At 36.1% G+C, this 20,315-nt stretch carries 18 protein-coding genes and 1 pseudogene; 4 read left to right on the top strand and 15 right to left on the bottom strand.

From position 1 onward, the window contains the following. Positions 1–39: 39 nt before the first annotated feature. From KHA87_RS10995 to sppA, 6 genes are all read right to left on the bottom strand, one after another. A complete protein-coding gene (locus KHA87_RS10995; protein WP_213094092.1) occupies positions 40–1,029 on the bottom strand; it encodes a class I SAM-dependent methyltransferase in 990 nt (329 codons plus the stop codon). Positions 1,030–1,362: 333 nt separating this feature from the next. Continuing rightward, positions 1,363–1,863: a thiol peroxidase gene (gene tpx / locus KHA87_RS11000; RefSeq protein ID WP_213094093.1), complete on the bottom strand. Its 501-nt coding sequence runs from the start codon at positions 1,861–1,863 to the stop codon at positions 1,363–1,365. Between the two features lie 132 nt (positions 1,864–1,995). Beyond that, positions 1,996–2,481, bottom strand: a complete 486-nt coding sequence (gene ytfJ, locus KHA87_RS11005) for a GerW family sporulation protein (protein WP_213094094.1) — start codon at positions 2,479–2,481, stop codon at positions 1,996–1,998. An 18-nt stretch (positions 2,482–2,499) separates the two neighbouring features. Then, entirely contained in the window at positions 2,500–3,189 is a 690-nt protein-coding gene (locus tag KHA87_RS11010; protein ID WP_213094095.1) for a DUF2953 domain-containing protein, read from the bottom strand. Between the two features lie 48 nt (positions 3,190–3,237). Continuing rightward, positions 3,238–3,765, bottom strand: coding sequence for an RDD family protein (locus KHA87_RS11015; RefSeq protein WP_481748344.1), 528 nt, complete (start codon positions 3,763–3,765; stop codon positions 3,238–3,240). Between the two features lie 11 nt (positions 3,766–3,776). Continuing rightward, positions 3,777–4,787, bottom strand: a complete 1,011-nt coding sequence (sppA, locus tag KHA87_RS11020; RefSeq protein WP_213094097.1) for a signal peptide peptidase SppA — start codon at positions 4,785–4,787, stop codon at positions 3,777–3,779. 156 nt (positions 4,788–4,943) lie between these two features. Here sppA and KHA87_RS11025 point away from each other — a divergent pair, with 156 nt between their 5' ends. Next, positions 4,944–5,738 (top strand): NAD kinase, encoded by a 795-nt coding sequence (locus KHA87_RS11025; protein WP_213094098.1) that lies wholly within the window; start codon positions 4,944–4,946, stop codon positions 5,736–5,738. Between the two features lie 106 nt (positions 5,739–5,844). Here KHA87_RS11025 and rarD read toward each other — a convergent pair whose 3' ends face one another. From rarD to refZ, 7 genes are all read right to left on the bottom strand, one after another. Next, complete coding sequence (rarD, locus tag KHA87_RS11030) at positions 5,845–6,762, bottom strand: EamA family transporter RarD (RefSeq protein ID WP_213094099.1); 918 nt, start codon at positions 6,760–6,762, stop codon at positions 5,845–5,847. 129 nt (positions 6,763–6,891) lie between these two features. Further along, entirely contained in the window at positions 6,892–8,472 is a 1,581-nt protein-coding gene (mbcS, locus tag KHA87_RS11035; protein WP_213094100.1) for an acyl-CoA synthetase MbcS, read from the bottom strand. Positions 8,473–8,595: 123 nt separating this feature from the next. Then, positions 8,596–8,790, bottom strand: a complete 195-nt coding sequence (locus KHA87_RS11040; protein WP_213094101.1) for an alpha/beta-type small acid-soluble spore protein — start codon at positions 8,788–8,790, stop codon at positions 8,596–8,598. A gap of 142 nt (positions 8,791–8,932) precedes the next feature. Beyond that, the gene (gene thiI / locus KHA87_RS11045; protein WP_213094102.1) at positions 8,933–10,141 is read right to left on the bottom strand and encodes a tRNA uracil 4-sulfurtransferase ThiI; all 1,209 of its coding nucleotides are present in this window, start codon (positions 10,139–10,141) and stop codon (positions 8,933–8,935) included. Continuing rightward, the gene (locus KHA87_RS11050) at positions 10,138–11,289 is read right to left on the bottom strand and encodes a cysteine desulfurase family protein (RefSeq protein WP_213094103.1); all 1,152 of its coding nucleotides are present in this window, start codon (positions 11,287–11,289) and stop codon (positions 10,138–10,140) included. The genes thiI and KHA87_RS11050 overlap by 4 nt, the downstream gene beginning before the upstream one ends. Before the next feature lie 141 nt (positions 11,290–11,430). Continuing rightward, on the bottom strand, positions 11,431–13,125 hold the full coding sequence (gene ezrA, locus KHA87_RS11055) for a septation ring formation regulator EzrA (protein WP_349305570.1): 1,695 nt from the start codon (positions 13,123–13,125) through the stop codon (positions 11,431–11,433). 209 nt (positions 13,126–13,334) lie between these two features. After that, positions 13,335–13,970 carry a forespore capture DNA-binding protein RefZ gene (refZ, locus tag KHA87_RS11060; protein ID WP_213094104.1) on the bottom strand — a complete coding sequence of 212 codons (636 nt, stop codon included), beginning with the start codon at positions 13,968–13,970 and terminating at the stop codon, positions 13,335–13,337. A gap of 200 nt (positions 13,971–14,170) precedes the next feature. Between refZ and KHA87_RS11065 the strand changes: the two genes are divergently transcribed. After that, positions 14,171–14,650, top strand: coding sequence for a GAF domain-containing protein (locus KHA87_RS11065; protein WP_213094105.1), 480 nt, complete (start codon positions 14,171–14,173; stop codon positions 14,648–14,650). Between the two features lie 29 nt (positions 14,651–14,679). Here the strand turns inward: KHA87_RS11065 and KHA87_RS11070 are convergent, their stop codons facing one another. Continuing rightward, entirely contained in the window at positions 14,680–16,086 is a 1,407-nt protein-coding gene (locus KHA87_RS11070; protein ID WP_213094106.1) for a sensor domain-containing diguanylate cyclase, read from the bottom strand. A gap of 405 nt (positions 16,087–16,491) precedes the next feature. Here KHA87_RS11070 and rpsD point away from each other — a divergent pair, with 405 nt between their 5' ends. After that, positions 16,492–17,094 carry a 30S ribosomal protein S4 gene (gene rpsD / locus KHA87_RS11075; RefSeq protein ID WP_213094107.1) on the top strand — a complete coding sequence of 201 codons (603 nt, stop codon included), beginning with the start codon at positions 16,492–16,494 and terminating at the stop codon, positions 17,092–17,094. A gap of 281 nt (positions 17,095–17,375) precedes the next feature. On the opposite strand, the pseudogene tnpA reads toward rpsD, so the two are convergent. Next, positions 17,376–17,813 (bottom strand): annotated as a pseudogene (gene tnpA, locus KHA87_RS11080) (IS200/IS605 family transposase); the annotation flags it as partial. 114 nt (positions 17,814–17,927) lie between these two features. Here tnpA and KHA87_RS11085 point away from each other — a divergent pair. Further along, positions 17,928–19,622, top strand: a complete 1,695-nt coding sequence (locus KHA87_RS11085) for a M3 family oligoendopeptidase (RefSeq protein WP_213094108.1) — start codon at positions 17,928–17,930, stop codon at positions 19,620–19,622. Positions 19,623–20,315: the final 693 nt, after the last annotated feature.

A 20,315-nucleotide genomic window follows, 5' to 3' on the forward strand; every position in this document is an offset into this window, starting at 1 on the left:
TATCTTCAAAAATTGCGCCGGCTTTCATCCCCAGTATTATCAGCTCTTATTTTCTCTAAACCACTCTTCTATTTTCAAAAGTATCTTTTCCATAGCTTGTGGATTGGAAAGTGTCGGTAGAGTTGCTATAAGGACTTGCTTTGGAGCTTTTAATCCAATAGCTTTTTTCTGCAAGATAAAAATGCTTTTAGCTGCCTTCTCATTTTTGAACATTGTTAAAGGAAGCTGAATAATTCCTTGAATATTAGCTTGTTCTTGTAAAAACTGGTGGAGCTTCGGAGCTTCTTTCGATTCAAATAAATCATTCGGAATAAGGAAAAATAAGTAGCCCCCAGGTTTCGTATGTTTAATGCTCTGCTCTATAAATAGGTGATGGGCATATGAATGGCCCTCCTCCGCTTTTAACTCGTAATTTTGCGCTCCCATATCATTAGGATAATAACCTACGGGAAGATCGCAAACAACCGCATCTGCCGGGTCCACAAATAAGGATTGTAGAGAATCCTGGTGAAAGAATTGAACTGGATGACTTTGTAAATTTGCTCCAACATATGCAAGCTTAAGGAGAAGATCATCTACATCCACTGCAAATGCCTCAACTTCCTTTGGTTGCAAGTGATTTAGAATAGTTGTTAGAAGATTTCCTGTGCCAACAGCTGGGTCCAGCAAAGAAAAGGCCTGGACATTTTCAAAGAATTTTTTTATCAAATATCCCATAAAAAGACCAATCGAATCAGGCGTCATTTGATGATTGGGCTGAACACTATCCTTCATCCCCTTTAAAATCGCCAATTGAAAGGCTTTGCGAATTTGTTCGTTCTCAAATCGTTCTATATGTAATTCACTGTACATTTTCGTCAGTCTCTTTTTCGTAATCTCACTGAGCTCCTCCTGCAGAATATCATCATGGAACAAATTTTCACCGGTTTCCGCGATTGCTTCTAAATAGGTACAGGATAACTCCTCTTGTAAAACCTCTGCGGTTTCATTCATTACATTAAAAATTGCTTCCATGCTCTCCAACTTCATTAAAAAGCCTCCCACAAGGTACTTTTCACTTTGTTTGAACCATCAACGTTGAAAAGATACCTGAACTAAAAACTTATTGATCTTAATAGGCTGTTTTCGTATAAATTGTTAAAATCCAATAGTGTATTCTAACTTTTTGCTTTTCGTACATGATTCTCCATCCTAATAAAGACTTGGTTTCTAATCATCTTTTCTAAAGATGATTAATTTATTCATTACCAGAATAAGGATGGATATAAGGTTCTCGTCACCAAAAGCAACAAATTTTAAGAAAAGTGCCTAATAAAAATACATTAATAGACCCCGATATTATATCGGGGTACATATTGTTTATTATTTTGCTTGCTTCGCTGCCTCGATAGCTTTTTCGTAATCAGGGTGATGAGTTCCCTCGCTTACGTATTCCACATATGTAACCGTATCATTGCTGTCAACAACAAACACAGCACGTGCCAATAATCTTAATTCCTTCATCACAACCCCATATGCCTCACCAAAGGCTAGGTCACGGTGGTCGGATAATGTGACAACATTATCAAGTCCGCTTGCTGCACACCAGCGTGCCTGGGCGAACGGTAAATCAACAGATATAGTCAAAACCTTCACATTGTCCAATTTTGTCGCTTCTTCATTAAAACGACGTGTTTGTGCATCACATACACCTGTATCAATAGAAGGTACAACACTGATGAGACGAACATTTCCTTTGGTACTATCCAACGTCACTTCCGAAAGATCATTTGCCAACACTGTGAAATTTGGAGCTTTGTCTCCAACCTTCACTTCATTACCGACAAGGGTTACATTTGTACCTTTAAATGTCACGGATGCCATTCCTTATTACCTCCTTAAGAATATGTTTCTTTATATATTCTTATCATACTGGACAATTCGTTATTTTTCCAATTAAAAACCTCGCCGAAAACGGCGAGAGTGGATAAAGGCTGTTTTATGCAGATAATAATATTAGAAATCAAAATCTTGTTTTTGCTGTGTAGGCTGGTGTGTCTTCCATCCGTTTGAATTTTGGTTATTTTGATTGTTCTTTTTTATCATCGATTGGATTTTATCCACTACAGTAGGTGCAACATCTAAAATTTTCTCAATGAGATGGGTGCTTTCATCAAGGTGGAGCATTTTTACTCCGGAGGAATTGACTATTAAGAAAGCAATAGGTGTGATGGATACCCCCCCGCCACTACCTCCGCCAAATGGAAGATTGGACCCACCGCCTTGCTGTCCATGATTTTGATCACCTGAACTAGAATTCCCCCCATTTGTATTAAATTGACTTCCACCTGCTGCAAATCCGAACCCTACCTTAGATACGGTTAAGATAACACTTCCATCGGGTGTTTCAACTGGATCGCCAATGATAGTGTTAACATCAATCATTTCCTTTAAATTTTCCATCGCTGCTGTCATTAAGCCTTCAATTGGATGTCCACTCATTTTGACTCCTCCTTTTTATTAAATGGAATGATTATTTTCATCTTTTGACATTGCGTTTAAAGGCTTTGTCTTAAATGAACCTTTTCCGCCTCTCCAAAACTTTAATATTTTTAATCCTGCTAAAATAGCATTCCCGATTCGGATTTTAAACATACATTTTATCTTTGTTTGAGATACAGGAATTTGAAATGATGGCTGCACAGAAATAACGGGATTTGTCTTAAGCCGCATATATTTACTTAATAAACCTATAATGACTCCTTTTATAGACCAAACAACACCTGTTAATACCCCTGTTTGCGCCGCATCCTTTAGGCCGACGTAAGAATGCCACTCCAGTTTTTTTACCTTTACGGTTTTTAAAAACTTTTGAATAACTGCATTTAAATCGAAAACATGCTGCATTAGCTCTTTATAATCGGAAAATCGATTTTTAATTTCATGAGGAGTAATTTTATTGGTTTCATGTTCCCCAGCCTTATTTTTCTTTTTATATATGATATGAGGCTCTTCCTTATCTATTTTCACTACAGGTACCTCAATCGTATGACGTATAAATTTCCAGGCGGATAGTTTAATGTTGAAATGATCATCATCCTGCATATGCGAATAGTCAATGACAATAGTGATCGTCGTAAACCAAATAATAAAAAATAAGACTATAAAAAAAACAATAATAATAGCGGTAACGATCATTTTGGCACACAACCTTTCAGCCTACCATTTTCTCCAGAAAGCCAAAAAATAAACCTGCTCTTAATGAGCAGGCTGTAATTGTTTTTTTAGATTTTCATGAACGACAATTGTGTCGGCAAACAGATCATGCAATCCTTGTTTTTTGGGAGTAAAGGCTACAATTAAATATAGAATCAAGATGGTTGTTGATATGTAGCGCCCGATCCCTTCACGGAACAATATTGTTCCCCATGATGGTTTCGGCTCTTTCATAGAAATTACTTTTAAACCAAATACCATCTTTCCAATGGTTTGCCCCGTTAATTTTGTCATTAATACAAAATATAAATAAAAGGTAATCGCGGCGGCAATTGCCATCGGTGAAAACATTCTTGAATCCTGAAGCGAAATATCGAGAATTTTAAAAATCGGTTTTACAATTAAACGATCAATACTTCCAATCACTATTAAGTCCAGCAGATATGCCCAAAATCGCATCCAAAATCCAGCTACATAATAATCCCTTTCCAGGTTTTCCTTAACAACCGTCTCACCAATATCGTTTTGTTCCAATACCATTTCATCATATTGATTAAATTCACTCATCATCATTCCCCCTGTCATCTAGAATACATATACATTAATCTTGGGGCATTTGGTTGAGCTAATAATTGCAGTAAACCTGACATCTCTGCTTCTTTGCCCATCATCTTTTGCGCAGTCATGGAAAACAATGAACCTAATCCAAAATCAGAGCTATACTGAACTACCTGTGCTCCCTGTAATTGATGATCCTTTTTTAATTGGTTAATCACATCTTCGAAATATCCAAAATCATCTATTAGATGTAACTTTTTCGCTTGTCTACCATCATAGACGCGTCCATCCGCTAATTCACGGACACGCTTTTCGGGTATATTTCTTCCTTCTGAAATGACTTTTACAAACCCATCATAAGAATCATTCACCATATTTTGAATGATTTTCTTCTCACTATCCGTCATCGGTCGGGAGGGACTCATTATATCCTTGTATGGGCCGCTTTTGATTGTCATAAAATTAACACCATATTTTTTGGCCAGTTCTCCGTAATTAATGCCTTCCATAATAACACCTAATGATCCTGTTAACGTTTCCGGACTTGCAAATATTTTATCTGCCGGGGTGGAAATGTAGTACCCCCCAGATGCTGCAGTAGCTCCCATTGAAACGTATACTGGTTTCTTGGTTTCCTTTTTAATTTGAACAATTTTATCGTGAATTTCCGCAGACTCAACAACTCCTCCACCTGGAGAATTAACGCGGATAATAATGGCTTTTACATTTTTATCATCTTTTGCAAAGTTAAGCTGATCCATAAAATCTTGAAAGTTAAAGCCTCCGCTGCTTAACAAAGAAGTTGGAGTTCCTGTATCCTGGATAACCCCATCCACATTTAAAACAGCAATTTTCTTTGTGGTGCTGCCTTCCTTCACTATATCTTCCGTAAAGTTTTGTTCTGGCGTTGTAAACGCCTTATCAAAAAGCTTGGTAAAATCCGTTGTAAAAGCAGTGATAGCAAAATTAACAATAATAGATACTACAAATAAAGACACGGCAATTCCAAGTGCCGCCCATCTTTTTTTATTCATTTTTCCATCCTCCTAAGTATGCACTGATGAAATATTTCTTTAACAGGTAATAATTTGTTACACTAACATAAAAACGGTAAAAGGAATAAATAGCATCGTGAAGTTTTTTAGCGTTACTAATTATGCCTTTGAAAAATAACGAAATGAGGGATTATCATGACAGAACGCAATAATATATATTTTTTTCATAACCAGGTATCCAATGTAAAAATTTCGTCCTTATTAGAGTTAACAAAAAGGTATGGCTTTCAAATCGTGCATAATCCTAAAGAAGCGAATATCATTATCAGTATTGGCGGTGACGGCACTTTTCTTCAGGCTGTTAGGAAAACAAACTTTCGCCAAGATTGTCTCTATGCTGGTATATCAACTGAAAATGAATTAGGTTTATATTGTGATTTTCATCTTGACCAAGTATCAGAAATGATAGATGCCATTACGAAAGAAAACATAGAGGTGCGCAAATATCCAATTCTCTTTGCAAATATTGATGAACAAGGTTCTTTTTATTGTTTAAACGAATTCAGTATTCGATCCGGCATTATTAAAACATTTGTGATGGATGTGTTCATCGATGAGCTTCATTTTGAAACATTCCGAGGTGATGGAATGTTAATTGCAACACCAACTGGTAGTACAGCTTACAACAAATCCGTAGGCGGTGCGATTGTCGATCCAATGCTGCCATGTTTACAAGTTAGTGAGCTTGCCTCTTTAAATAATAATCGATATCGAACATTAGGCTCCTCTTTTATTCTTGACGGAAGCCGTAAATTAACATTGAAGATTACTAAGGACGGCAATGAATATCCTCTAATGGGCATGGATAACGAGGCTTTAAGCATCCGTCATGTTGAAAAAGTTGAAATTAGTTTAAGCGACAAAAGGATTAAAACCGTGAAACTAAAAACGAATTCATTCTGGGAAAAGGTCAGAAGAACCTTTTTATAGCGCCTATGTATTGGAAGCAATCGGAATATCCGATTGCTTTTGTTGTACGTATTACTCCCATGAAGGCTTCATTCATTTATCTTTCGATGAATTCCATTAGTACTTGTTAAGCACTAAGGCTATTGGGCTTTTTCCATTTACTGCTTTTATAAACATTGGAAACAGATAATATTATTATAGCTGTCCAAATACAAATAAATGCCCACATATGTGCGGTAGTGAAATGCTCACTGTAAAAAAAGACGCCAAGAATCAGCATAATAGTCGGAGCGATATATTGCAAAAATCCTAATACATACATAGGAATTGCCTGTGCCCCTTTCGCAAAGAACAATAGCGGAGTTGCTGTAACAATACCAGCTCCGATTAATAATAAATCTGTTCCAACTCCACTTGAAAACAGAGTTAGATCCCCTTTCATCAATAAATACACAAGGAAAATAATAGCAAAAGGTGTTACTGTCATGGTTTCTAATGCGAGTCCAACGGAGGAATCTACTTTAATAACCTTTTTCACTAAACCATAAATCCCGAAGGTTGTAGCTAAGCTAAAAGCAATCCACGGAAAATGCCCGTATGACAAGGTAAGAATGATGACTCCTATGGCAGCCACAAAAAATGAGATTAATTGAATGATAGTTAACTTTTCTTTTAAAACAAATATTCCAAGCAAAATACTTATAAGGGGATTAATATAATACCCTAGGCTTGCCTCCACGATGTGGTCCGTGTTAACCGCCCAAATATAAATGAACCAATTTGCTGTAATTAAAATAGAAGCCATAATGAGTGAGAGAATCACTTTTCGATTCGTCTTTATATTTTTTAATGTATGCACATATGATTTCCACTTTCGTGTAACAATGAGCAGAACTACCATGAAAATAAATGACCAAAATATGCGATTAGCTAAAATCTCTTCTGGTGATACTTCATTCAGCCACTTCCAATATATCGGCAATACTCCCCAGAATATGTATGAAAAGGCGGCGTAAAGGATCCCTTTCTTTTCGTCTTGTTTCACTCTCTCTCCTTCTTTCTTCTGCTGTCTTTTACCTAAAAAAGTCAATTATAAAAATCATGTATCCTTTATTGTAAACGAAACAAAGGCAGACAGTCTACCTGAAACCGTCCACCTTTTTATAATTTTTTTCTAGTTAACTCTTTCTAATTCATGGTTCCGCAGTTCTATTCGGCGAATTTTCCCCGAAGTAGTTTTCGGAAGTTCGTCAATAAATTCGATTTGACGAGGATATTTATATGGTGCCGTTAATTCCTTCACATGTTCTTGTAATGTTTTGACCAAATCAGGATGATCCGGTGCGATGCCATCCTGCAGAACAACAAATGCCTTAACGATATTTCCACGGATTTCATCGGGACTCGCCACTACTGCACATTCCTTAACGAATGGATGTTTGACTAGTGCATCCTCCACTTCAAATGGCCCTATAGTATAGCCCGAACTAATGATGATGTCATCTCCCCTGCCCTCAAACCAAAAATAGCCATCCTCATCTTTCTTTGCTTTATCCCCTGTCACATAATAGTCTCCTCTAAACTGCATTGCAGTTCTTTCTGGGTCCTTATAATAATTTTTAAATAATGCAGGAGTTTCTACATGAACGGCAATATCTCCTACCTGTCCAGCCTCACATGGCACTCCATTTTCGTCTATGATTTCAACCGTATTTCCCGGTGTTGGTTTGCCCATTGAGCCAGGTTTAACTGCCATATCCTTTGTAACTCCAACAAGTAAGGTATTTTCCGTTTGTCCATAGCCATCTCTAACGGTGACATTAAAATATTTCTCGAATGTATTAATTACTTCCCGATTGAGCGGCTCTCCTGCGGAGACGGCACTATGCAAATGCTCCAGCTTATATTCATTTAGATTATCTACTTTTGCCATTAATCGATATTCCGTTGGAGTACAGCATAGAACATTGACTCTGTATTTCTCTAATAGACTTAAATAGGTTTTGGGCTCAAATTTTCCATTATAGACAAATCCAGTCGCACCGGAACCTAAAACGGATAAGAAGGGGCTCCAAATCCATTTTTGCCATCCAGGTCCAGCCGTTGCCCAAACCACATCATTCTCTTCAATACATAACCAATTAGGTGCAGCTGTCCGCAAATGGGCATACCCCCACCCATGCGTATGTACAACACCTTTGGGATTTCCAGTAGTACCTGATGTATAGGATAGAAACGCCATATCATTTTTGGATGTATTTGCCATGTCCAGACTCTCAGATGCATTCCTCATTAATTCCTGTAAAGGCTGCCATCCATCAGCCTTTTCTCCCACTACGAATTTCAAAATATTATTTGCTTCCACTACATCCGCAAATTGCTGAACATACGGATGATACGCTACAATTCCTTTCACATCGGCATGCTGGATGCGATATTGCAGGTCTTTCGTCTTTAACATTTCAGAGCTTGGAATCACAACGATACCGGTTTTTAATGCGGCAAGGTAAATTTCATATGCTTCAATTAATCTCGGTATCATTACTAAAATAATGTCACCTTTTTGAAGACCTTCATTTAAGAAAACATTACCAATTCGATTTACATTTTGTATTAATTGTGAATATGTAATTTCTTTTGTTTCATCTTGGTCATTTTCCCATTTAATCGCCATTTTGGAAGGATCTTGAGCAAACTTTTCAACCTCTTCGACTATATTATATTTCTCCGGTGCTAATAAATCCTCACGTTTCATCCAAACTCCCCCTCAAAATTATTCTTCTATATCATTATACATAATTATCATAAAATTTAAAATATACAGGAACCTAAAAAGAGAGCAGGCATTTGTCCGCTCTCTTATCCATATCCTATTTAATTAACGAAGTTGACCGCCTAGTTGTTGTTCAGCCATAGAAACAAGGCGTTTTGTAATTTCACCACCAACAGAACCGTTAGCACGTGATGTTGTTTCTGCACCTAGATTTACACCAAATTCATTGGCGATTTCATATTTCATTTGATCTAGTGCTTGCTCAGCACCATTTACTAATAATTGATTATTGTTTGGCATGTGTTTTCACCTCCTTGTGAGTATAGATTCTGCAAAAACACATGCCTTCATTCAATGAAACCGCTGGTAATTGTTCCTTAAAAACTTAATATTTGCTACATTACTTTTTCTCTATCGATATTTTCATATTAAAAAAAGGAATCTACAGCAAATCGAAGAATTGCTCATCCTTAATTGGATCCTCATTGCTAACAACGATTGTTTCGACATTATTTACAGCTTCCTCAATTAACATATCAAAGTCAACATTGCTTTCATAATATTGGATTTTTGAAAGCTTCGGTCTTGTTTTGGGAGAAGGCGGCGTAAAAATCGTACAGCAATCCTCAAATGGCAAGCTTGAAATATCAAATGTATCAATTTTTTTCGCAATATCGATAATTTCGAGCTTATCCATTGAAATCAATGGGCGTAAAATAGGTGTTGATGTGACATCGTTAATAGCAAGCATACTTTCTAATGTTTGACTTGCCACTTGTCCTAAGCTTTCACCGGTAACAATTGCCAATCCATCATTTTTTCGCCTAATTTCATCTGTAATACGGAGCATCATCCTTCTGGTCGCTGTCATCGAATAGCCTTCTGGGATATGCTTATGAATCGTTTCTTGGATTTTTGTAAAAGGCACAAAATGCATTTTTACATTCCCGCTATATGCGGAGATTTTCTTCGCTAAATCAATTGTTTTTTGTTTTGCTCTTTCACTTGTAAAAGGCGGGCTTTGAAAATGAACAGCTTCCACCTGAACTCCACGCTTCATCGTTAAATAACCGGCGACAGGGCTGTCAATACCACCTGATAGCATAAGCATTGCTTTTCCCGACGATCCTACAGGAAGACCACCAGCTCCCTGAATAACACCACAGGATAAATAGATAGCATCTGGTCTTACATCGACAAGCAGATTAATATCCGGATTTTTCACATCGACCTTAATATTTTCTATATTTTTTAAAATATGTCCACCAACAGCATGGTTTATGTCATTCGTATCGTATTCAAAGGTTTTATCCCCTCTTCTTGTTGTCACTTTAAAAGTGTTGCCGGGCTTAAAAATTTGCTCCACTAACGATAACCCTACTTGTTGGATTTGCTGAATATCTCTGTCAGTTCGAACAGCTAAACTAAAGGATTGTATTCCAAAAATAGATGATAATTTCTCCATAATTGGTTCGCTGTCTTCCCCATTTAATAAGATGTACATACGATCATGTCCACCTTGAATATGAATGTTCGTTAAATCCTTTAAAGATTCGCGAATGTTTCTTTTCAAATGAGTTATAAAATGCTTTCTATTTCTACCTTTTGTCGATAATTCTCCGTATCGAATTAATATGCGGTCATATTTCACTTTGTATCCCTCATTACCATATTTAATTTTTGCAAGACTTGCTGTAGGCTTTGGATAAACATCTTAGCTTCTTCCAAATTATTTTCATATGACAAGCTAATTCTTACCGCACCCTCTGCAATTTTCTCAGGAATCCCTGCAGATAATAATGTTCTGCTTAATTTTTTTTGCTTCGATGAACAAGCACTTGTGGTAGACACATATACTTTTTCTTTTTCAAGTGCATGAACAATCACTTCCCCACGCAAGCCTTCCGCAGAAAAATTAATAATATGCGGTGCAGATACGGATGGATTAGTATGAATGTGTACTTGTGGAATTTGCTGTAGATTATTTATTAAATAATCCCGTATTTTCTGAAGTACTTGTCCCTTTTCCTTCCTTTTTTCCTCTACCATCCTCATAGCTTTTGCCATTGTTACGATGCCTGCTGTGTTCTCTGTACCGCTCCTAAGCTTTCCTTCTTGACTACCACCGGTCAAAAGCGGAGATATTGTAACACCTTCACGTTTGTATAAGAGTCCATTTCCTTTAAGTCCATGAAATTTATGTGCTGAAATGGTACACAAATCGACATTAGCCTTATATAAATCCAAGGGAACTTTACCAAATCCTTGAACATGATCCACATGGAATAATATTTTCGGATATTTTTTTAGAATAGCACCAATCTCTGTTATTGGTTGAATCGTTCCCATTTCATTATTTACATGCATAATAGAAACAAGAATTGTTTCATTTGTAATCGCTGCCTCTAACTCCCCAGGATTTACTTGTCCATATTGATCAACAGGCAAATAAGTAATAGTAAAACCAAGTGATTTTAATTGCTCGCATGTTTCATATACAGACGCATGTTCAATATTAGAAGCAATAATATGTTTTCCTCGTCCTGAATATTGTATTGCTGTCCCTTTTATTGCTAGGTTATTTCCTTCTGTTCCACCGGAAGTGAAAAAAATCTCATTCGCTTTCACTTGTAAAATATGAGCAATTTGATTCCTTGCTTGCTTTACAAGTTCCTCCACCTTACCGCCAAGATCATGTAAAGAGGAAGGATTAGCAAAGAATTGTGTTGATATTTTGACAAAAGCATCAATCACTTCTTCGTATGGTTTTGTTGTCGCACTATTATCAAAATATATCATAAAAAAAACACCTTCATTATTTGAATATTATCTAATTATATTTATACCAACAATCATAAATCTTATCATAAGTTGCAACACTTGAAAATGAAAAGCTTCAGCTATAAAGAAAAGACAAAAGCATATTTGCTTTTGTCTTTATTATTCCTCACTTAACATTTTTTCAATTTCTTTGAGAGCACCCGGTTCCACTGCCTCTACTGCTGTAGCTGCTTCTTCCAGTGCTAAACGATAATCAAAGCTTCTAAATGCTTCTTCCGCCTGTTGCAATCCAATCGCGACTTTTTGATATCGGGCACGATAACGATTTCCATATTGGATTACCTTTTCCGCTAAAAGAACACTTTCAATAAGATCTTCAGTTTTACCACTTAAATGCTCTACTGTATCCACTGCGTTATTTAAATGATTTTGGACAGATGCCATATTCAAAGGTTTTTCATTAAGACTTTTGAATACATCCTGAATATACTCTAGCGCCTGATCAAAGACGGATTGATAGTCAAATGGCAAGCCAGGAACATTGCTTTTGGAAATTAATCTTTTCATTTCTGCAATTTTTCTTCTAAGCTCTTGCACCTTTTCTCGTGCTTCTAATTCATCTTTTCGCAATGTTTGAAGGTGTTCCGTAAATTCCTGCTGTTCCTTTCCAATCTTTTCAATCAATTGCTTAACTTCCTTCAATTCCTCACTGAGTATAGTATATGCGGAGTTATCCTCCATTATCTTTGTTTCAAGAATGCTGTATCTCTTAATAAGCTGGGACAATTCCTTCTCAAAATTATGAGGGATTTGCTGTTCACCATCCAATAGCTGATAACTTTCTTGAACAATTTCTGTCTCCGTTTTTATTTCTTCATTTGTTTTCTTTAGTTCTTCAAAAAGACCGGAAATTTCACCATGATGCTTTTGAAGATAATGCTTTGCATGAACTTCTTTTTCAAGCAGATCATATAATATTTCTATTTTTTCTTTTATTTCCTGTATTCCATTTTCAACTTCTGTTATTTCTGCTTTTTCTAAGAAATCACTGTAAGTTCCAAGTGCTTTTTGAAGATGCTGTGTTTCTTTTTCAAGCTGCAGGTGTTCTAAAATAAATCCTTTATCAAGCATTTCTTTTTTACCTTCTTCAATTTCCTTTAATTGAGAAGGTAGGACAGTTTCAATTTCCGTTATTAATTCAGGAAGTTTCTCGATTTTTTCCTCCAACCCTGCTATATTTGCAGTTAATCCAATAACAATCTCCCGGGCCTCTAAGTAATCTCCATTAGCTGTTAAATTGTCGAACTCCCCGAAACTTTCCGCAATTGCATTTAGGTCCGTTTCCAATTGTTTTATTGAATCCCCATAATTATGCCGATGAATCAATAAATGCTTTTTCATTGATTTATATTTTTTTTGCAGATGCTCTATTTCAACTTTATTTTTTTCTTCACTGCCTATTAATTCACTTAATTCGGAAAGAATGGTTTCAATAGTAGCTTCAATTTCTTGCAATACTTTTTCGAGTTTTTCCTGTTCGCTTTTCGCACGTTTAAAACGATATTTATCTGTATATTCCTCGATATCAAATAAATAATCCTCTGCATCAGGAAGCCGAACCGTTACAATTTCATCCCACGACCGTCTCCAGCGTTCGAATTTCTCTTCTGTTTGACCTGTCATGTTTAACTGCTTAACCTTTCCAAGCTCATCTAATACTGGGCGATTCATAATATCGATTTTCCAAGCCTCAAGCCTGTCTATTTGTTTATAATATTTTTTTCGTATAATGAATCCGACCACTAATAATATAAGTATTAGTACAATAATACTAATGATGCCGTACACCATCATATGACCATAAGCCTCCTGTTTATCCGAGATACATCTATGTTAACGAGTTTTGTAATATTATGTATGATGTAAATATGATACCATGTAACGACAATTTTTGACTATTAAATTCGCTATTTTTTGCAAAAATACAAGGATTTTTACAAGGAAAGCAAATAACTGGGAAAAAATCCCGTTTTTAAATAGGAAAAACGCAAAAAATACACCGTTTAAAACGGTGCATTGATTAGCTTTGTATCATCTACTTTATCTGACAGCATTTGGTCAATCCATTCTTCTAAAACCTGAAAATATTTATCGATAAAATATTTCTCTTGCGGAAACATATGCAATACTTCCCGTAAATATTGGCTGTTTAAAAATGGCATAGTTATCATACTTTTCAACTGAATAATTTTCATATTTATGAAGGTCTGATGGCTATCATCCTCCTCCAATAAACACTTAAATAAGTATCGTTCCTTCATTAAATAGGAAGAAATAACTTCCCTTATAACCTGTGAATCAATAGAAATTTCTCTCCATACAAATCTCGTTAATAAATGATTTTTCCCTTGAAATATTAAGATTTTCTGGATTGCTCTTTTTAAACATTTTATTCTATCTTCATACTGAATAGCATTTGCTTCTTCTTCCAGAAATGAAATGTAATTCTCAAAAAAATATATAAGGCATGCTTCCAGCAGTCCCTGTTTATTATGAAAATAGTAAGCAATATTTGCCGGATTTACCCTTGCTTTATTGGATATATCCCTAATGGATGTTCCATCATATCCTTTTGTATTAAATAATAATATAGCTGAATCCATAATCATTTCTTTAGTAGATATTGCTGACTTGACCATAGAATCCCTCATTTCATTCTTTTTCCTTGTACATTCGTCTGAAATATGCTATTCCTTAAGAAGATAAAAAATTAATTGTTCTAATTATAGACTTCTATCTAATAATCATTATTCCTATAAAAATATATCGACACTTTTCATAGGATTTGACAAGTACTGCTGAATTTTTCAAAAAATTTGTTGAGAATAGGGTGAGATTCATGTTTCATGCACAATCATATCAAGGCACTAAAGAGGAAAAATACCAGCTCGTCATAAAGCAATTAAAAGCACTTATTGAAGATGAGCCTAATCGAATAGCTAATCTAAGCAATGCCTCTGCCCTTTTAAATCAGTTTTTAGATAACATTAATTGGGTTGGATTTTATTTGGTGGAAAAAGATCAATTAGTTCTTGGACCATTCCAAGGACTGCCAGCATGTGTACGAATTCCATTTGGAAGAGGTGTATGTGGTACTGCCATTGCAGAAAAAAGAACGCTTCGAGTAGAGGATGTAAATCAATTTCCAGGACATATCGCATGTGATGCTGCTTCGCAATCAGAAATAGTTGTGCCAATCATAAAAAATGAGGAATTAATTGGTGTACTAGATATCGACAGCCCGATTAAAAATCGTTTTGATGAAATAGATGAAATCCAATTAAAACAGTTTGTAGAAATGCTCGTTAAATATTTGTAAGTAAAAAAAGCCATCTATGGATGGCTTTTTCACATTAACTGTTGTTCTTCTTTTATGACAACTTGATTTTTGCCAAGACTTTTTGCACTGTAAAGTCCCAAATCAGCACGGTTAAATAAATTCTTCGCTTCATCTTTTCTGCTCTTATTCCAATAGGAAACCCCGCATGAGACGGTAATCTTGGGAGATGTATTTTCCTGCACCGCTTTTACTAAACGTTTCGCAATATACGCTCCCGTCTCCAGTGATACACCAGGAAGATAGATTGCCAGCTCTTCTCCACCCCAGCGTGCCCCAATATCCGTTCCTCTAATATTTTCTAAAATCAAATCAGCCACTTGGACAAGGACATCGTCTCCGACTTGATGGCCGTAAGTATCATTGACTTCTTTAAAATTATCGATATCCAATAAAATAAATGTACCTTCCTCATCCAAATTCATTGATTTCTTAATTTGATTATTCAGATAGCTTTTCACGAACAATTGTGTTAATTGATCGGTAATCACCATTTTCTCTAACTTTTCTCGTAAAATAGAATTCGTTATGGCGAGAGTTGAATGGTGAATCAAGGATTGAAATAGTTTATACATGTCGAAGGTGAAAAAGTATGGTTTCTCATGCAAAAGAATACTAAATCCTTTTAATGAGTCCCTTTGGATCATGGGAACAGCCATCATAGATAAATATGGCAATGGCTGAGCGGAAAGCTTTCCACTTACATCACTTATAAAGATAGAATCCTTCTGTTTTTGAAAGGAATCAAAAACATATTGAATATATTCCTTACCTTTGGAGGTCGAGAAAAATTCACTGCTGCCATTTAGTATTGAATTCGTTCCATCGTCTCCGACAAGTATGAAGGCCATTGTGTCCACACGGAATGCCTTCGATATTTGTGCCTTAAGAAAATCTATCGTTTCATCTAAACGTGAACTGCCGTTTAAAACATGAGTTGTTTCATTAATCAATTGCAGATCTTCAATAAGTCTTCGGGACTGTTGATATAATTGTGCATTTTCTATTGCACTTCCGGCAGTATTAGCTAACAAACGAATAAATTCAATTTCATTTGGCTGAAACATAAAAGAAGCGTAAGTAACTACTTCAAGCACTCCATAGACGCCCTGTTTTCCATGTAATGGGGTATATAGCCTGGTCAATCTAGTATCGCAGGCTGTATCAATGTGTATAGTTCCACTGACAAATGACTTCATAGCACTTTCATCTGTACTATCGAATTGTAATGGCTTGACAGGCAAATCCTGATTGTAGTGATTATCGTTAGATATCATCAAACTATACTCAAAATTAGGAAAAACGCGTTTGAGAGTATTAATAATTTCAGACAGAACAGTTTCTACATTCATAGATGAATGGAATTTCTCTGTCACTCTAAATAATTCCTTATACAAATATTCATTATTAAAGTCCATCTACAATCACCTAACAGATCTAATCCGATTATAATTAAACTAATACTAGTCATTTTATTCCATATAGTACTATTATACTATTAAATTTTTCAATTTGCATAGAGATGATTAAAAGTTTAAAAAAGATTTTCAATAATAAAACTCAATAACGAGGACATAATATGATTTTCCCTTGACTTTATTCATATTCGTGCATATAATGGAGTTTGTGTAAAATAATGCAGCCTGTGCGGACAACTTTATGAGCGTATTTTGTTCCCAGTCTAGAGGCTATCTCTAGAATGTGGTGTATCGTGTAACCCTTAGCTGCTAGGGCGATGGTACATGAAAACATCATACACATAATGGATGTTCACATCTGTTTTTATTTTACAACAAAATAAAAACAAAGAGGAGGAGTCATTCATGGCTCGCTATACTGGTCCAAGTTGGAAATTATCACGCCGCCTTGGTATTTCACTAAGCGGTACTGGTAAAGAATTAGAAAAACGCCCTTACGCTCCAGGACAACACGGTCCTAACCAACGTAAGAAACTTTCAGAATATGGTTTGCAATTGCAAGAAAAGCAAAAGCTTCGCCATATGTATGGAGTGAATGAACGTCAATTCCATAACACTTTCGTGAAAGCTGGCAAAATGCCTGGTAAGCACGGTGAAAACTTTATGATTCTTCTTGAATCACGTTTAGATAACCTTGTTTATCGTCTTGGTTTAGCTCGTACACGTCGTCAAGCTCGTCAGCTTGTAAACCATGGTCATGTCCTAGTAGACGGAAAGCGCGTTGATATCCCATCTTATCGCGTATTACCTGGTCAAACAGTTGGTGTACGTGAAAAATCACGCAACCTATCTATCATCAAAGAAGCTATCGAAGTTACAAACTATGTTCCTGACTATGTAACTTTTGATGCTGATAAATTAGAAGGTACATTCACTCGTTTACCAGAACGTTCTGAATTACCAGCTGAAATTAACGAATCATTCATCGTTGAGTTCTACTCTCGTTAATATTGGCATGAAGCATATTAATGCTAATAAGACCCTTGAAATGTTGTTAAATCAACGCTTCAGGGGTTTTTTTATTTTGCAAAATAAAGCAATAACTTCAAGAAATATTCAGCATGAGAGTTCTATTAAACATTGGAGTTTTTCAAGGTGGCTTATATACATATTAACTTAAAGTAAGTATCCGCCGGTAGAACCGGTGGTTTTAATTTCGCCCTACTAGGGAACTTTACCAACAACCCCCCTAAAGGGACCACTAAATTGACCGTCAACCGTTTACTATCTTTGAAAGGATCAATATATTCTCGTTTGCTCATGTTGCCTCGCAGACAATCCTCTACTTCTTGCTCTGGAATATATTTTGCTATTGTCTCTTCGTTTATGCCAACCGTACTTACATAATAGCCTTTTGCCTAAAATGTACGATTGCCTTGATTATATTTTAAGTTTGTATGTTTATCGTGAATAATTAAAGAGCTTTTACCTTTTAAATATCCCATAAAATACGATACCGACATTTTGGGGTGTATTTTAACTCACTGTGTATATAGTCTGGCATTGTATACGCTTCGATAATTTCTACATCCTTTATATCACATAACCTACCTTCTTAATATGGCACCTATATCTCCTCTTAATTTCCCGTACACAATCTTCCTTGTTGGAATAAATACAATACTTAGCTTTATCCAGTTAAAAAAGCAGATTCTATCATCTTCCATTAAAGGATCCTTTGTTGATCCATTTGAAAAAGCTAGATTTAATAACTAAAAAACTATATTATTATTATTATTGAGATAATTATAATAACTCAAATGTGGGAAGGAGAGTTATACATGACACAAGATGCAAGTCATAATTATTATAAAGAATTAATTGACTTTCAAGATGTAGAAGGGTTCGAAGCTCAAATTCGAAGTTTACTTGATGCACCTATTGAATCCGTATCTGACCTTGAAAAGTGGTTAAAAGATGAAAAGGATTTAATGAATAAAATCTCGGAGGTGTTGACAGGTCACGAAGTCGACTTCTACCGAAATACAGAGGATGCGCTCGTCAAGTCAACTTATCTACACGATCAGCAAGTCATCCAACCACTTTTAATGAAATATGAAGCAAAACTGAATGAGAAGTGTTGTGATTCTCCTTTTTTACATCAATTAGATGAAAACCGTTACGGCTTAATGCGACGCGTTCGTGAGTCCAAAGTTAAACTGTTCAGAGAAGAGAATATTCCATTATTTGTAAAAGAACAAGAGCTCTGTACTAAGTATAGTGAGATTATGGGGGGGCTAACAGTTGAATGGGAGGGGGAGGAAAAGCCTTTTCCGTTTATCCAATCCCAACTCGATCATTTAGACAGATCCGTACGAGAAAAAGCATATTACGCAATGATGTCCGCCCATCGTCAAATTAAGCCCGATATGGACGCGATCATGGACGAGCTTATTCAACTACGACATCAAATTGCTTTAAATGCAGGCTTTGAAAATTATCGTGATTATATGTTCGTGGCCAAAAATCGTGAGTATAGTATCCAAGATTGTTATGACTTTCATGAAAATGTAGAGAAACATATAATTCCAGCTTGGAATCGACTCGCAGATGTCTTTAAGACGAAGCTTGGAGTCGATACCTATCGCCCTTGGGATAACACCGCCAAATTGATGAAAAACTCACCATATTCCGAAGTGTCTACTCTTATGGATGGCGTTTCTGAGATGTTAGGAAAGACTGATCCATATTTTGCAGACCGTTTCAATTACATGAGAGAGCATGGGTTACTAGATCTTGGAGATCGGAAAGGAAAAAGCCCAGGTGGTTTCTGTACCTCCTTACCAGTTTCAGGGGATACCTTTGTTTTTGCGAACTTTAGTCCATCCTTTTTCTCTCTTATCGCATTAATTCATGAAATGGGCCATGCGGTGAATGGGTACCTCGAGTTTTCCGAGCACGGTCCTATTGAAAGTTACCAACGCCGAATGGAAGTTGGTGAACTGTATTCTCATGGGATGGAATTGCTCTTATTGGACAAGCTAGATCGTTTTTATCCAGAAGAAGAAGATTTTAAGAGCGCACAGCGTGAAGAGTTAAGGCGGGCATTTACCATGTTATTTGGCCCATTGTCAGGGGACCTCTTCCAGCATTGGATGTATACGAATCCTCAACACACTGCCAAAGAGCGTGATGAAAAATTCTTTGAAATCTCAAAACGCTATGGCTTAAATCCTGTCGATACTTCTGGGCTTGAGGATGAAATTGGGATGAGCTGGGCAGGCACCCTTCATTATTTCCAAGTACCATTCTATAATATTGAATACTCCATTTCGATGCTTGGCGCTCTACAAATACTTGAAAATTATCGGAACAACCCAGAGCAAGCAGTCGAATCCTTTAAAAAAGGTGCAGGTGCAGACTACAATCAATCCATCGCAGCTATTTATAAAGAAACTGGGGTCCATTTTGATTTTTCAGAGCCGACCGTTAAGCGAATGGGTGAATTTCTAGAAAAAGTCATTCAAGACATTTAGTAACAGAGTGGAAGCACGGTGACAGTTCTTAGTAGAGGACAATCGGAAGTTTTCCGTGCAAAAAGGTACAACTAGTGAGTTTTTCCAGTTGTGCCTTTTTCTTTACAGTCAAAAGATCTGCCACGATATTTTCGATTGCCCTAGAAGAATGAAGTCGCGGCCTAGCCTATGGAGTTTCAATATTTTGATCTTCCATGTTTTTTTCTTTTGTTTTTGCTTTCACTTCTTCCATAAATAGTCTTAAATTTCGTAGGAAAAACACATTCGGTTCAACTTCCCCTCCTCATTGAATTGGCTTTTTTAGTTATAATGTTTGATATAGTCAAGGAATTGTCTTCTGTAACTGGTCCTCTTGGTAGCTGATCAATTTCATTTTTTTCCAAATGTTTTTGATGAAGTACAATGACTCTCACACAGATAACTATTTTTGATCAGTTTTCCGTCTTCAACGTAATATCTGAGTAAGTTACTCCACAATCGTGGGCCCGATAGTTAAACAAAAATTCAGGTGAGTAATCATTTGCTTCTATTACCAAACATAAAAAGAGTTCATCAATGAACTCCCTTTGTGTGAATTTTGCTATTATTTTTTCAGTCCTAACTTCGAGACACAATCCACGTGTGCAGAGTGTATGTGGCAACAAAAGGTGTTGGTGGATTTAATTATATATAGGCACGATTTCTATTTTAATG

This window comes from Bacillus sp. FJAT-49736 (genome assembly GCF_018343615.1).
Classification (GTDB): Bacteria; Bacillota; Bacilli; order Bacillales; family Bacillaceae_C; genus Margalitia.